We start from the raw sequence: 14,468 nt of genomic DNA on the forward strand, positions 1-14,468 counted from the left end.
AAATCGTGATCGATAAGAGCATCAAAATCTTGGTTGTGGACGACTTCCCGACCATGCGCCGCATTGTGCGCAACCTGTTGAAGGAACTCGAATTCCTGAACGTCGACGAGGCCGAGGACGGCGCTGCCGGCATCGAGAAGCTGCGCGGCGGAAACTTCGGCTTTGTGGTGTCGGACTGGAACATGCCCAACATGGACGGCCTGACCATGCTGCAGACCATCCGCGCCGACCCCGAGCTCGGCAAGCTGCCGGTGCTCATGGTCACGGCCGAAGCCAAGAAGGAAAACATCATTGCGGCGGCGCAGGCCGGTGCCAACGGCTATGTGGTCAAGCCCTTCACGGCGGCCACGCTCGAAGAGAAGATCAACAAGATCTTCGAGAAGCTCCAGAAAGAGGCGGCCTGAAATGACACACGCTGCGCTCGAACCCGCAGAGCACGGGAACACGGCCGAAGAGTTGCTCGGGCGCATCGGGCAGCTGACCCGGCAATTGCGCGAAGGCCTGCGCGAGCTGGGGCTCGACAAGCAGGTGGCCAAGGCCGCGCAAGCCATTCCGGATGCGCGCGACCGGCTGGGCTACATCGCATCGATGACCGAGCGGGCGGCGCACCGCGCGCTCAATGCCATCGACCTTGCGCAGCCGCTGCAGGAAGACCTTGCAAGCAATGCCAAGGGGCTGAGCAAGCGGTGGGACGAATGGTTTGCGCACCCGGTCGAACTGGACCATGCGCGCCAGCTGGTCATGGACACGCGCGGCTACCTTCAGGAAGTGCCGCAGAAAGCCGGCGCCATCAACACGCAGCTGATCGAAATCCTGATGGCGCAAGACTTCCAGGACCTGACCGGCCAGGTCATCAAGAAGATGATGGAAGTGGTCAACGACGTGGAGACCCAACTGCTCCAGGTGCTGATCGACAACTCGCACATCGAGAAGCACCTTGAAAAGCGCCACGAGGCGGAGGCCAACAGCCTGCAGAACGGTCCGCAGGTGGTGGCCGGCAACCCGGATGCGGTGACCGGCCAGGCCCAGGTGGACGACCTGCTGGAGAGCCTCGGGTTCTAAAGGCGTGCCCAAGACCCCGAAACCGGGGCAGTTCGAGCCAAGGCCGCGGTCTACTTTCTCCTGCGATTTGACGCAGACGGCGCCGAAGTCGACGAGGGCGCCGCTCCGCCATCCACGCCCAGGCGCCCGCCGCCGCCGAGCCCCTGGCCGCGCACCGTCTGCGCCTTGTAGTTGCGCAGCGAGCGAACCATCTGGTTGAAGGAGTCCATGAACGCAGCGGCAATCACCTTGCCCTGCGGAGTGCGCGTGTAGCCGCCGATGCCCCCGGCTGCGGAGACGCCGCTCAGACCGGCAAAGCCCGCGAAGTCGGTCTTGGAAGCGCTGCCTTCGGCCGCCGCCACCTGCACGCCCGAGCGGTTGTCGATAAGGGTCAACAGCGCGCTGGCTTCCTTGGTTTGCAAGCTCGCGCCCAGCTTGGCGATGGCGAGGCCTCGTCCGCCGCCCACCAATCCGCCCAGCGCACCGCCAAGGCCACCCGCGTCGTTGTTGCTGAACACGATCTCGGGCGAAAGGCCGTAGTCGGAGGCCACCATCTGGCCGCGTCCGAAGTTGCTGCCGCCGCGCATTTCGCCCGACTGCATGAGCGCGCGCTCGCGGTTCATGGCGTTCATGCCGGCCGCGCCGCGCTCGACCACCACGAAGCAGTTCGACTGCTGCACCAGGAGGCGCAGCAGGTTGGCCGTGGGCGGCAGGCGGTATTCGCCGGTGAGCACGGTGTACCAGCCGGCATTGACGTTTTCGATCAGCGAGACGGTGCCCAGCGGCGAGTCGCAGCGCTCGAGCTGGCTGCTTTCGCCGGCGGTTGCCGAACCGGCGGCGCTTCCGGTAGCCACCGTCTTGGCGGATGGGCTGCCCATCTGCATGTCGAGAGCGGGCATGTTCTGGCAGCCCGCCAGAGCCATGAGCGCCGCCGCCGCCGTGGCCATGGCCGATCTTGAAAGCGCGAGCCGGCGTGGCTTGCCCCTGGACTTCTTCATTCGATCCTCCCCGTTTGTTGCGAAAGGGCCGAGATCAGGCCCCGCGCAAATTTAGGGGGAAGGAACGATTGGCCCCAGTGTCTAAAGTCACTTTGTTGCACGGACGCCAATTCCCGTGAAAGCCGAACGGTACGCGGTGCGGCAGTCGGGCGACCGCAACCGGCCCTGCGGGCAGGCGCATGGCATCGAACACGAGCAGGTCGCTGCGGTGTTCCTTTTCGCGCCAGGCTACGGCAAGCAGCCAGCCGTCGCCCTCGGCCGCATCCGCCGCGCGCGGCACGAACACCGGTTCGGACACCACGTCTCCCTGCGGCAGTGTGTACAGGCTGCGCGTGGAGCTCTCGAAGTCGAACTGGGCCAGGCTGTCGTAGAGCACGCTTTCAGAGTCGTCCCGCGCGCGTGGTGTCGAATGGCAGGTGTAGAAGCCGTAGCGGTTGCGACGGCCGGTGTAGCGCTCGTCGATGCGCGGGAACTCCGCCGCCAGGTCGTCCAGGTATTCGCGCTGGAAGCCGCTGCTCTTGCCGGCCAGGTCGAAGGTCCACCGGCACAGCCGCGCGGCCATGGCGTGCGGGTCGCCGGCGCGGCCTTCGGCATCGGGCAGGCCGGGCGCGGTTTCCGACTGCATCACATGGGCCACGATGGTGTTGCCGTCGTCCCATGCGTTCATCACGTGGAACACATGGCAGGCGTCGGTGTCGAACCAGCGCAGGGTGTCGGCCGCGCTGCCGCGGCGCATCACCCCCGACGTGGGTGCGCTTGGTTGCGTCCCACGCCAGCAGCGGCTTGCCTTGCATCGCGCGCTCGACGCTGAGCGTCAGCGGCGTGACGGGAAAGAGCACATGCCCGCGCGTCAGCATGAAGTCGTGTGCCATGCTGGCGTGCGGCGCGGTGAACGACTGCATTTGCGTGACTTCGCAGTGCGGGTCCATCACGCCGTAGAGCATGGTCGGCGAGCAAGGGCCGTCGGGCGAGTACGCGAAGAAATGCAGCTCGCCGGTCTCGGGGTCGATCTTCGGGTGCGCGGTGCAGCGCGAGGCCACGCGCCCGCCGAAGCTCTGGTGCCCCTTGGAAGCCAGTGTGAACGCATCGAGCTCGAAAGGCTGGTGTGATTCTTCAAGCGCGAACAGGCGGTTGCCATGCCACAGCATGCTTGTGTTGGCGGTGCCGCCGTTCTGGCCATGCGCAATCGGATCGCTGGTGGCGGGGTTGCCGAAGGTGCCGAAGAGCGCGCGCCCGGCGTCGTGTTCGAGCTGCCATTTCGGCGTGCGCGCCCAGCGGTTGCTGTACGACACCTTGCCGTTGCCGAGATGGAAGGCGTGCACCATGCCGTCTCCCGAGAACCAGTGATAGCTGTCGTCGCGCGGTGCGAACTGCGGGTTCGGGCCGACGCGGTACAGGCTGCCGGAGAGCCCGGGTGGCAGGGCGCCTTCGATCTCGAGCGCGGCAATGTCGTGCTCTTCGGTCAGGGGCGCGTAGTTGCCGGTAAAGAAGTGAGGGTTCTTCTGCGCTGCTGCGTTCACTGGGTGCCTTCGGGTTTGGTCATGAGGGGCGGTGTGCCGTCGAGCTGCGCGATGGCTTGCCCGACGTAGGCCGCCAACGCCTCGTCGATGCCCGAGCCGGCCCGCAGCGCCGCGTCTTGTCGAAACGCCTGCTGCAGCTTTGCATGCAGTGCCGCGTCACCGCCGGCCTTGGCGAGCGACAGCGCCTGCCAGCGCAACGCCAGCGCCCGCATGGCGGGCCCGTGGGGCGGGGCGTTGGCCATCAACTGCTGCCGGACTTCCGCGATGAGCGGCGGCCACGCATCGGTCTGCGCAACGTAGTGCCGGCGCAGCGTGGCCATGTCCTCCTTGCTGCAGTAGGGCGCATAGAGCTGCAGGCGCGCAAACGCCATGGCGTGCGAGATGTACCGGATGCCCGCGCGGTCGACCCCGGTGAGCGCACGCAGCGACGGCTCGTTCCAGTGCATGGCGTAGAGCTTCATGAGCAGGCCCTCGTCGCCGCCGGCTTCTTCGAGCAGCAATGCAATCCAGCGCTGCGCCAGGGCTTGCGCCTGCGGACTCTCGGGCGGCGTGCCGGCGGCCACCAGGCTGCGCAGCAACTCCGACAATTCGGCGCGTGCGGGTGCCATGGCATCGGCGGCGCCGCCGCGCTGCGCCTTGAGTATGCGCTGCTCGTCGTCGCTGAAGTACTTGGTGCCCGCGACCATGCTCTCGAGGGCCAGCAGCCAGTCGTCGATGCCGGGCTCCTCGTCGGCCTGCAACTGGCCCTGCACCGCAAGAAGGTGGGTGCGCAGCGCCGATGCCTGGAGGATTTCGCGATCGAGCTGCGCCACCTGCCGGGCCACGACCTCCGAGAGCCCACCGGCCTCGTTGTCGAGAAGTGCTTGGATGTCTGCAAGCGGCAGGTCGAGCCGCCGCAGTGCCTGGATGCGATAGAGCCGGGCGACGTCCTTGCGGCCGTACAGGCGGTAGCCGCCGCCGGACCTTTCGGACGGCACGAGCAGTGCGATGTCGTCGTAGTGGCGCAATGCGCGAACTGTCAGCCCGGTGCGCCGGGCGAGTTCGCCGATCTTCAAGAACATGCCTTCCCTCTCAAGTTGAGGGCATCGTAGACCCTGCCGCCACGAGAGGGTCAAGCGGCTTAGAGCAAATCTTTCAGCTTGGCGCGCAGGCGGGCGATGGCCTGGCTGTGCAGTTGGCACACGCGCGACTGGGTCACTTCCAGGATGGCGCCGATCTCGCGCAGGTTCAGTTCTTCTTCGTAGTACAGGTTCAGCAGCAGCTGGTCGCGCTCGGGCAGGGCGGAGATGGCGTCGACCAGCTCATGGCGAAAACCTGCTTCGAGCAGCTGTGCCAGCGGGTCGTCGTCGGCGGCGGGGCGGGCGCCGCGCGCCTGGCGGTCGAGCCACGGGTTGTCCGACTCGCCCTCTTGCGCAAAGTCTTCGACATACAGCAACTGGCAACCCTGGATCTCCTGCAGCAGCGACTGATAGTCGTCCAGGTCCATCTTCAGTTCCTTGGCGATCTCCCCTTCGGTGGCGGGCCGGCCCAGCCGGTGCTCAAGCGCCTGGATGGCCTGCTCGACCTTGCGGGCCTGCTGGCGCAGGTTGCGCGAACCCCAGTCGCTGGCGCGCAGTTCGTCGAGCATTGCCCCGCGGATGCGCTGGCTTGCAAAGGTTTCAAACTGGGCGCCGCGGTTGTCCTCGTAGCGGGTGGAAGCGTCCAGCAGTCCGATCATGCCGGCCTGTATCAGGTCGTCGAGTTCGACGCTGGCGGGCAGCTTGGCCAGCATCTGGAGCGCCATGCGGCGCACCATGGGCTGGTGCTGCTTCAGCAGGTGAGACTTCTCAATGTTGCCCTTGGCGGTGTACACGGCCTTCCCCCTCCTCATGTGCTAGTTGCGGCGCCAGCGGCTCGGGCAGCCATGGCGTTGGCTCCGCGTTTCGCGCGCGGGCGGCCGGGCGCCACGGCCACTGCGCAACGTCGGCGCCGATGACGCGAAAGTCCACCGCCGCCGGGCTGGCCGGAAACGCCTCCACCACGGTCCGGCGCAGGCGCCTCGCATCGCTCAGGTGCGGATCGGCGCGCACCCAGCCTGCGGCATGCATTGAGATCGCCAGGTAGCGGTTGCCCGTGTCGATCAGGTTGGCCATGAGCCGCCGGGCTGCTTCGGGATCGGCAACGCCGTTGACCAGCAGCCGAAGCTGATGCAGCGCGTGCGCGTAGTGCAGGCGCTTGATGCCCGAGTACGCGGCGGTGATCGACGCGGGGTTGGGCTGCAGCACCACCACCAGGTCGTCCGCCAGCCGCGCCAGCGGCGACAGGTGGCCGGCGCCGTCGAGTGCGGCGTCGATCAGCACCACGTCGCCGTCCCAGAAAAGACGCGGGTCGACATGGGCGGGCTGGGCGCCGGGGAGCGCCGGCAGCACATTGACGCCGCATTCGGTGCGCGCGGCGGCGCCTTCGCAGGTGAGCCGCCTGGTGGCGACATCGGCCAGCGTTCCGAGCGGGTCGACGGCCCACGCGCCACGGGTTGAATTGGCGCTGGCCTTGTGTTCGTCCAGCAGCAGCACGTCCTTGCCCATGTGGGCCAGGGCCGCGCCCAGGTTCATCGCTGCCGTGGTGGCGCCCTGGCGGCGTTCCATGCCCGCAATGGCAATGAGCCGCACGGACGACTGCGCGAGCAGCCGCCGCAGTCCGTCGGCTTGATCCGGCACCAGCTTGCTCACGTGTCCAGCGCCTCCAGCAGGAAGAACAGCTTGCCCATGCCTGCATACAACACGTTGCCCGACAGTGGGCGGCCGGGGCGCACCGGGCGCCCGGTCAACTGGCCCAGCAATGCGCGCGTGCGCACCGCCCAGTCGCCGTCGGCCTGCAGCAGCCGCCACACGGTGGTGGTGACCTGGCCTGCGATGAGCAGGCGCTTCATCATGTGCGGATCGCCCGCTTCGCCGAGCCCGCCGATGACCGAGAGGCCTTGGCGCAGCAGGCGGAAGCAGGGCTCCGCCTCGGCGGCCCAAGCCTGCCATTGCGCAAGCTGCCGCACCGAAACCTCCTGGCCGACGTTGGACAGCGCATAGGTCTGCGCCAGCACTTTGCGGCTGCGCGGATCGGTGATGCGTGTCACGACGCAGCGCAGGCCGGGCGGGCCGCCATCGGTGCGCAGCGTGATGCTGGCCTGCGCTTCCGATTGCAGCGCGGGGCGGCCCTTGAAAGTCACCGGCCGCTCTTCGCCGAACGAGAAGTCCAGGCCGGTGAGGGTGGCGTATTCGCCGGTGCGCGGATCGATCACCGCAGTGGAGCCGGGTGCGCGCGCGAGCCATTGCTGGCGCTGCACTTTCCACTGCAGCATGAGCTCGGCTGCGGGCAGCCGCGACAGCATGTGCACCACGGTCTTGCCGAAGTCCTGCTGGCGCAGCCATTGCACTTGCCGAACGCCGGGCCTGCGCGCCGGATCTGCCGGGTTGCGGGCCGTGCCGGTGGAGAGCCACTGGTTGGGCGCGGCAAGGGGCATGCCGGTGCGGTCGGACAGCAGCAGGCTGCCGTGGCATTGGTAGGCATCGCCGCCTTCGTCGGACTTGAGTCCGACCTGGCTCGACAGCGCAAGCAGATGGGTGTCGCAGCCGGTGGCGATGTCGCTGGTGGCGTTCATCATCAGCGCCTGCAGCACCGCCTTGTGGCCGACGTTTTCGTCGGCGGCCTGGCGCCAGAGCGCGCGCGACTGCTCGAAGCCGAGCGGAGCATTGGCGAGCGCGGTTGCGGCAGAGGCCACTTCCTGCGCATCGTGTGCCATGGCGCGAATCAGTTGGCGGTACCGCAGCCGCTGCCGTTCGGCCTCGGCCTGGGCGGCGGACGCATCGGCGTTGGCGGCAGATCCGTCCTGCATGTCGCTTTCACCGGGAACGAAGAGCGCACTGCGGCTGTTGGCCTGGAACACGCTGTCCACCAGCTGTGCGCGGTCGGCGCGCATCAGGTTCTCGGGCACCTTCTGTCCGCTGGACACGTAGTGCACCGGCAGGCGATGGCGAATCACGGTGTCGATCAGTGCGCCGGGGTGCGTTGCCTCGTCGACCTTGGTGAAGATGCAGCCGGCCAGTTCGTTGCCGCCGCCGTGCCGGTAGGCGTGCACCACTTCGTTGAGCGTGTCGCCGTGGCTTGCCGCGTTGAGCAGCAGCAGCCGCTTCACTGGCCGCTGGCTGTTGCAGAACATCGCGATCTGGTCTGAAACGGCGCGGTCGCGCTGGCTCATGCCGACCGTGTCGATCAGCACCATGTGTTTGTCGCGCAAGTCTTGCAGCACCAGGTGCAGGTCGGCTGCGTCCTTCACCGCGTACACCGGCACGTTGAGAATCTGGCCGTAGATGCGCAGCTGCTCGTAGGCGCCGATCCGGTAGCTGTCGGTGGTAACCAGCGCGAGCTTCTCGGCGCCGAAGCGCATGACGCAGCGCGCAGCAAGCTTGGCGGTGGTGGTGGTCTTGCCCACGCCGGTGGGGCCCATCAGCGCGTACACGCCGCCTTGCGCCAGCAGCGCGTCTTCGTCTTCATGCACCGGAAGGGTCCGGATGAGCTCGGAGCGCACGAAGGCCATGCCCTGGGCGTAGCTCTGGCCGGTGGGCAGGTGTTCCAGCATGGCCTTGGACAGGCGTGCGCTGAAGCCGGCGCCGAGCAGCGTGCGCAGCAGGCGGCCGCGCATCGGGTCGCGCCGCTGCTTGTCGTTCCACACCACGCCGGCAAGCTGCTCTTCGATCATGCAGCGCATGGAGTGCAGCTCTCCGAGCACGCTTTCGACTGCAACCGGTGCAGCGGCGGGTGCAGGGGCAGGCGCGGGGGTGAGCATGAAGGCGGACGCTGGGGCCACTGCAGGAGCTGCAACTGGAGCTGCAGCAGGAGCTGTCTCAAGAGCGGCCATGGTGGGTTGCGCTGCAGCTTGCGCCGCAGGTGCGCTCGCTCGCACTTCTTCCACTTCGTCGGGGGCCATGGCGACGATCTCGACTCCTTCGGCAACCACGCGATTGGTCAGCACCATCGCTTCGGCGCCGAGTGCTTCGCGCGCAAGGCGCAGGGCTTCCCGGCTGGTGGGGGCGACGAACTTGCGTGCGCTGGTCCGCACGTCGGTCTGGGTGTTCAAACTCTTCCTCCAATGGTGGCGGTGATCTTGATGTTGCGGGTGTCAGGTATCTCGGCGTGCGAGAGAACCTTGAGTTGACGGAAGCTGCGGCGCAAGAAGCGCGAGAGCAGGACGCGCAGCGAGTGCTGGACGACCAGCACCGGCGCAAGGCCCATCTGCTCCTGGCGCGCAATTGCGGCGCGGGTCTGTTGCATCAGGCTGTTGGCAAGGCCCGGCTCAATGCCGTTGTTGTTGGCGAGCGCCTGCTGCAGCACGTTGTCGAGCGCGCCGTCCAGGCCGATCACCTGCAGTTCGGAATCGCCCGGGAACAGCTGCTGCGTGATGGCACGGCCAAGCGCCAGGCGCGTGAGCGAGGTGAGCTCGGCCGCGTCTTTCACGGTGGGCGCGTGCTCGGCCATCACGTCGAGAATGGTGCGCATGTCGCGGATCGGCACCTCCTCGTCGAGCAGGTTCTGCAGCACCTTGTGCAGCGTGCTCAGCGAGATGATCTTGGGCACCAGGTCTTCGGTGAGCTTGGGTGCGGTCTTGCCGATCTGGTCGAGCAGTTGCTGCACTTCCTGGCGGCCCAGCAGCTCGGCGGCGTGGGTGTGGATGAGGTGGTTCAGGTGCGTGGCCATCACCGTGCAGGCATCGACCACCGTGTAGCCGAGCACCTGCGCCTCCTGGCGAAGGTTGGCGTCGATCCACACCGCGGGCAAATGGAAGGCCGGGTCTTGCGTCGGCGTGCCGGGCAGCGTGCCGGTCACCTGGCCGGGGTTGATGGCCATCCACTGGTTGGGGAAGGCTTCGCCGCGGCCGATCTCGACGCCCTTCAGGCTGATGACATAAGTGTTAGGCGCAATCTCGAGGTTGTCGCGAATGTGCACCACCGGCGCCAGAAAGCCGATTTCCTGCGCGGTCTTCTTGCGGATGCTCTTGATGCGGCCCAGCAGTTCGCCGTTCTGGGTCTGGTCGACCAGCGGAATCAGGCGGTAGCCGACTTCCATGCCGAGCGGATCGACCAGCGCCACGTCATCCCACGTGGCCTCGGGTGCTTCCACTGCCGGTGCGGCGGCGGCCCGCGCAGCGGCGACTTGCTCGGCAGCGACTTGCGGAGCGCGCTTGAGAATGCGCCGGCCCAGCCACACCAGGCTGCCTGCGATCAGCAGGAACGCCAGGTTGGGCATGCCCGGGATCATGCCCATCAGGCCGATGATGCCTGCCGTGAGAAAGAGCACCTGCGGATTGGAGAACAGCTGGCCCGTCAGCTGGCTGCCCACGTCTTCGTCGGTGGTGACGCGCGACACGATGACACCGGCGGCGGTGGAGATCACCAGCGCCGGAATCTGCGCCACGAGGCCGTCGCCGATCGCCAGCAGCGTGTAGGTCTTGCCGGCGCTGCTGAAGTCGAGCCCGTGCTGCACCATGCCCACCACCAGGCCGCCGATGATGTTGATCACCATGATCAGGAGGCCGGCCACCGCGTCGCCGCGCACGAACTTGCTGGCACCGTCCATCGAGCCGTAGAAGTCGGCTTCCTGCGCAACTTCCTGGCGGCGCTTGCGTGCCACGTCTTCGCCGATCAGGCCGGCGTTCAGGTCGGCGTCGATGGCCATCTGCTTGCCGGGCATGGCGTCGAGCATGAAGCGCGCACCCACCTCGGCAATGCGCCCGGCGCCCTTGGTGATCACCATGAAATTGATGAGCACCAGGATGATGAACACCATCACGCCGACAGCGAAGTTGCCGCCCACCAGGAAGTGGCCGAAGGCCTCGATCACCTTGCCAGCTGCATCGGGACCCGTGTGGCCGTGGATCAGCACCACGCGGGTGGAGGCCACGTTGAGCGACAGCCGCAGCAGCGTGGAGAACAGCAGCACGGCGGGAAAGGCCGCAAAGTCGAGCGCCTTCATGGTGTACATGCTCACCAGCAGCACCATCACCGACATCGCGATGTTGAAGGTGAACAGCAGGTCGAGCAGGAACGCCGGCAGCGGCAGCACCATCATGCTCAGAATGAGCACGATCAGCACCGGGCCGGCAAGGCCCTTCCACTGGGCGCCGGAGAACAGTTGCGCCTGAAGGCGGGTCAGCGTGGCGTTCATGCGGCGTCCAGCGAGTATTCGAGCGATTCGGGAATGGGCAGGTCGACCGGCGTGCGCGGCGCTTCGCCGCCTTCGCTCTTCCAGCGCTTGAGCTGGTAGACCCAGGCCAGCACCTCGGCCACGGCCGTGTAGAGGCCGGCCGGGATTTCGTCACCCAGCCGGGTGTGTTTGAACAGCGCACGCGTGAGCGGCGGCGCTTCGAGAATGGCCACGTTGTTCTCGCGCGCAAGCTCGCGAATGCGTGCGGCGACGAGGTCGCTTCCCTTGGCCACCACGCGCGGTGCGCGCATGTCATGGTCCACGTACTTGAGCGCCACCGCAAAGTGCGTGGGGTTGGTCACCACGATGTCGGCCTTGGGTACCTCGGACATCATGCGGCGGCGCGCCATCTGCTGTTGCTGGCGGCGAATCTGCGCCTTGATGTGCGGGTCGCCCTCGCTTTCCTTGTGCTCCTGGCGCAGGTCTTCGCGCGACATGCGAAGCTTGCGGTAGTAGCTCCAGAGCTGGTAGGGCACGTCGATGAGGGCCACCAGCAGCAGCGCGGACGCAATCAGGGCGCAGTTGCGCGCCACCAGGGCAATCATCTGCGGCAGCGCGGCGCGCTCCGACTGCGCCATGAGCGCATTGACCTCGTCGATGTTGCCCATGATCACCAGCCAGGCCACCCAGCCGATCAGCAGCGACTTGGCCAGCGCCTTGATCAGCTCCGACAGGGCCTGCGTCGAGAACATGCGGCCGATGCCGGCAATCGGGTCGAGCTTGCTGAACTTGGGGCCGATCGCCTTGGCCGAAAACAGCCAGCCGCCGAGCATCATGGGGGCGACGACCGCGGCAACAATCATCATTCCGAACAGCGGCGCCAGCGCGATCAGCGCCTCGTACGCCATGATCCCGGCGCGCGTCATCATGTAGGTGGGGTCGAATGCGGCAGAGCGGTCGAAGTGCATGCCCTGCGCCAGCGCGCCGCGCAAGGTGCCCCCGAGCGAGCCCGCCGTGAGCCACAGGCCGGCAACCGCCGTGGCCAGCATCACAAAGGTGACAAGCTCCCGCGATCGGGCAACGTCCCCTTCCTCGCGCGCCTTTTCAAGGCGCTGCGGTGAGGCGGGTTCCGTTTTTTCGAGGTCGCTTTCTTCAGCCATTCATGCTCCGGGCGAGCCTTGGCGAGAGATCGCCTGCTCATGGCTGTAGATTGTTCGTTTTCAGGGCTCCGGACAATTGATCGATCAGGACGGGCATTTGCCCGCTGCTTGGGTGATCGGGATGTAACAGGCGGCTAGGCTGCGGTCGGCGCGGTGCCGTCCGAAGCGGCAACCGGCGGCGCCACGGCCGCATAGGGCACCAGCTCGATCCGCTCCGCGCGCATGCGCTCCAGAATGGTGAACAGCAGGTCGCTGCGCACGCCGCCCGCCAGGCGCGGGCTGGGCACATAGGCAATGGCCTGGAAGATGAGCAGGCCGCCCTCGATGCCCTCGAGCGTGAGCGAAGGCGCGGGGGTTTCCAGCACGCCCTCGTGTGCGCGGCAGGCCTCCAGGATGAGATCGCGCACGCGTTGGGCGTCGGTGGTCAGCGGCATCGGCAGGCGAATGAGCACCCGGCCTTCCGCATTGGCCAGCGTCATGTTGCGGACGGTCTTTGTGATGAACTCGGAGTTGGGCACGATCACGGTCGAGCGGTCTCCGAGCTGGATTTCCGTCGCTCGCACGTTGATGCGCCGCACGTCGCCCTCGGTGGTGCCCAGCACCACCCAGTCGCCCACCTTCACCGGCTGCTCGGCCAGCAGGATGAGGCCCGAGATGAAGTTCTGCACGATGGCCTGCAGGCCGAAGCCGATGCCCACCGACAGCGCGCTGGCCACCCACGCAATGCGCTCGATGCCGATGCCCAGCGCCGAGAGCGAGAACGCCACCACCAGGATGCCGCCGACATAGCCGAGCAGTGTGGTGATCGAGCTTTGCATGCCCGGTTCGAACTGGGTGCTGGGCAGGTAGCTGCGCGCCAGCCAGCGCTTGAACACCCGCAGCACGATGAAGCCCACCAGCGCCACGGCAATGGCGCTGAAGATGGCGCCGGGCACCAGCTGGAACTCGCCCACCTTCACGCCAGTGCCGAACTTGCCGCTGCGCTGGAACACTTCGCCGGGCCCGGTGCCCAACGGCGCCGCCAGGGCGATCAGCATGTAGAAGAAAAGCGCCACGCGGCTCAGGCCCGAGAGCACCGTGGCCACTTGGTCGAGCGTTTGCGGCGCAAGGCCAAAGCTTTTTTGCAGGCGCTGGCCGAAGGTGCTGCGCGAGGACACGCCGGCCATGAAAACGTCGTCGGCAAACTTGAACAGCACGTAGAAGGCGGCCGCGACGATGCCGCTCCAGGTGAGCTGCGAAGCCAGAAAGCTCGCAAGCGCCACATAGCCCACGGCAACCAGCACCCAGATGGCGACGATGAGCACGCCGATGCATGCCACCAGCAGGCCCACCCACATCGGGCGCTCGGGCAGGCCGGCCTCGGGGGCGTCGGCGCGCAGCGGCTTCAGGCGATAGAGCACCGCGCCGACCAGTGCCGTGAGCACCAGCGCAGTGAGCACATGCGTGGCCACCACCGCCGCAAAGCTGGCGTTCACCAACTGGTTGATCTCGGCGGGTGTCCAGGCCAGCGCGGCCACCAATGCCACCAGCCACGGCAGCGCCGCCAGGCGCGTTGCCATGGCGTCGGGAATGGGCGGCAGCCGCCAGCTGGGGCGCGCGGTGGCGAGCAGTGCGCGGCCCAGCCCGATCACGAAGGCCATGAACACCAGCGCCTGCGCCATCGAGCGCATGGCCTTGCGTGCCTGCGGCTGCCAGGTGGCGTATTGCTCCAGCACCCACACGAAGCCGTGCGCCGCGACGGCAACGAGCAGTACATGGCTCGCCACGATGGCAATGACGAGCAGCGAACGCCGCAGCCGGCCGGCCGGCAGCAGCCGCGCGGCGATGCGTGTCAGCAGGTGCTCGGCCACCCAGTTGCCGAGTATGGCGAGCAGCACCGCCAAGACCAATGCCCAGAGCACCGCCATTCGTGGTCCCTGCTGCAGGGCCTGCGAAAGCCCGTCTTGCAGGCCGGACGCCAGCGCGCTCAGGCGTTCGAGATCGCTGGGCCATGCCTCTTGCAGGTCGTTCCAGAACTCGCCGCCAAGCGGCGAGGGCGCGCGCTCGGTGATCTGCGCCTCGAAGAGTGCGCGGCGCTGGGTAAGCAGCTCGGCGCCGCGCTGTCGCACGTCGATGGCCAGGAGCCGCGCGAGCCTGATGTCCGCATCCAGCGCATTGCGTTCCTTGGTCAGGCGGGCGCGCTGGCGCGTGATGTCGGGGTCTTCGGTCGCGCCCGCGGCCGGCGGGTTGCCAAGCTCGCCGAGCCGGGCGTTCAGGTCGGCCAGTTCGCCGGTGCGGGCGGCAACGAACTTGTCGGCCTGGGTGCCGATGTCGTTGATCTGCGCGACGAGCTTGCGCACGTCGGCGCCGGTGTCGGAATCGGCCGAGGCGGTAATCTTTGAGAGCTGCTCGCGCAGGTCGGCCACGGTGGGTTCGGGCGCGAGCGCCGCGGCTGCGGCGGCGCTGTTGGCGCCGGTGCCGGCGTCCGGCTGCGCCACTGCGGCACCGCAAGACAGCAGGGCCGCCAGCCAAAAGGCCATCAGGCGTGGGATGAAACTCATGGCTGCCATCATAGAAGGCGCCATTTACGGGCCCGGCGC

11 protein-coding genes and 1 pseudogene are annotated in these 14,468 nt (G+C 67.4%); 2 read left to right on the forward strand and 10 right to left on the reverse strand.

Going from position 1 to position 14,468, the window contains the following annotated elements; genetic code table 11:
* Nucleotides 1-8 precede the first annotated feature (8 nt).
* Nucleotides 9-404, forward strand: coding sequence for a chemotaxis response regulator CheY (cheY, locus tag QHG62_RS13580; RefSeq protein WP_185868148.1), 396 nt, complete (start codon nucleotides 9-11; stop codon nucleotides 402-404).
* Nucleotide 405: 1 nt separating this feature from the next.
* Nucleotides 406-1,062, forward strand: a complete 657-nt coding sequence (gene cheZ, locus QHG62_RS13585) for a protein phosphatase CheZ (protein WP_281151351.1) — start codon at nucleotides 406-408, stop codon at nucleotides 1,060-1,062.
* Nucleotides 1,063-1,112: 50 nt separating this feature from the next.
* On the opposite strand, the gene QHG62_RS13590 is transcribed toward cheZ, so the two are convergent.
* The 10 genes and pseudogenes from QHG62_RS13590 to QHG62_RS13635 all read right to left on the reverse strand — a co-directional run bounded on the left by QHG62_RS13590 (nucleotide 1,113) and on the right by QHG62_RS13635 (nucleotide 14,441).
* Nucleotides 1,113-2,039 (reverse strand): CsgG/HfaB family protein, encoded by a 927-nt coding sequence (locus QHG62_RS13590; protein WP_281151352.1) that lies wholly within the window; start codon nucleotides 2,037-2,039, stop codon nucleotides 1,113-1,115.
* Nucleotides 2,040-2,073: 34 nt separating this feature from the next.
* Nucleotides 2,074-2,775: a carotenoid oxygenase family protein gene (locus tag QHG62_RS13595; protein ID WP_281151353.1), complete on the reverse strand. Its 702-nt coding sequence runs from the start codon at nucleotides 2,773-2,775 to the stop codon at nucleotides 2,074-2,076.
* Nucleotides 2,776-2,839: 64 nt separating this feature from the next.
* Nucleotides 2,840-3,559 (reverse strand): annotated as a pseudogene (locus QHG62_RS27795) (carotenoid oxygenase family protein); the annotation flags it as partial.
* Nucleotides 3,556-4,620: a MerR family transcriptional regulator gene (locus QHG62_RS13605; RefSeq protein WP_281151354.1), complete on the reverse strand. Its 1,065-nt coding sequence runs from the start codon at nucleotides 4,618-4,620 to the stop codon at nucleotides 3,556-3,558. The gene QHG62_RS13605 and the pseudogene QHG62_RS27795, both read right to left, overlap by 4 nt.
* 59 nt (nucleotides 4,621-4,679) lie before the next feature.
* Entirely contained in the window at nucleotides 4,680-5,429 is a 750-nt protein-coding gene (locus QHG62_RS13610; protein WP_281151355.1) for an RNA polymerase sigma factor FliA, read from the reverse strand.
* Nucleotides 5,386-6,267: a MinD/ParA family ATP-binding protein gene (locus QHG62_RS13615; RefSeq protein WP_281151356.1), complete on the reverse strand. Its 882-nt coding sequence runs from the start codon at nucleotides 6,265-6,267 to the stop codon at nucleotides 5,386-5,388. Before QHG62_RS13615 ends, QHG62_RS13610 begins: the two co-directional genes overlap by 44 nt.
* Nucleotides 6,264-8,666 carry a flagellar biosynthesis protein FlhF gene (gene flhF / locus QHG62_RS13620; RefSeq protein ID WP_281151357.1) on the reverse strand — a complete coding sequence of 801 codons (2,403 nt, stop codon included), beginning with the start codon at nucleotides 8,664-8,666 and terminating at the stop codon, nucleotides 6,264-6,266. Before flhF ends, QHG62_RS13615 begins: the two co-directional genes overlap by 4 nt.
* Nucleotides 8,663-10,750: a flagellar biosynthesis protein FlhA gene (gene flhA, locus QHG62_RS13625; protein WP_281151358.1), complete on the reverse strand. Its 2,088-nt coding sequence runs from the start codon at nucleotides 10,748-10,750 to the stop codon at nucleotides 8,663-8,665. Before flhA ends, flhF begins: the two co-directional genes overlap by 4 nt.
* Nucleotides 10,747-11,889, reverse strand: a complete 1,143-nt coding sequence (gene flhB, locus QHG62_RS13630) for a flagellar biosynthesis protein FlhB (protein WP_281151359.1) — start codon at nucleotides 11,887-11,889, stop codon at nucleotides 10,747-10,749. Before flhB ends, flhA begins: the two co-directional genes overlap by 4 nt.
* A 134-nt stretch (nucleotides 11,890-12,023) precedes the next feature.
* Nucleotides 12,024-14,441: a DUF3772 domain-containing protein gene (locus QHG62_RS13635; protein ID WP_432445600.1), complete on the reverse strand. Its 2,418-nt coding sequence runs from the start codon at nucleotides 14,439-14,441 to the stop codon at nucleotides 12,024-12,026.
* Nucleotides 14,442-14,468 lie beyond the last annotated feature (27 nt).

It is taken from the genome of Variovorax paradoxus, from assembly GCF_029919115.1.
Lineage (GTDB): Bacteria > Pseudomonadota > Gammaproteobacteria > Burkholderiales > Burkholderiaceae_C > Variovorax > Variovorax paradoxus_O.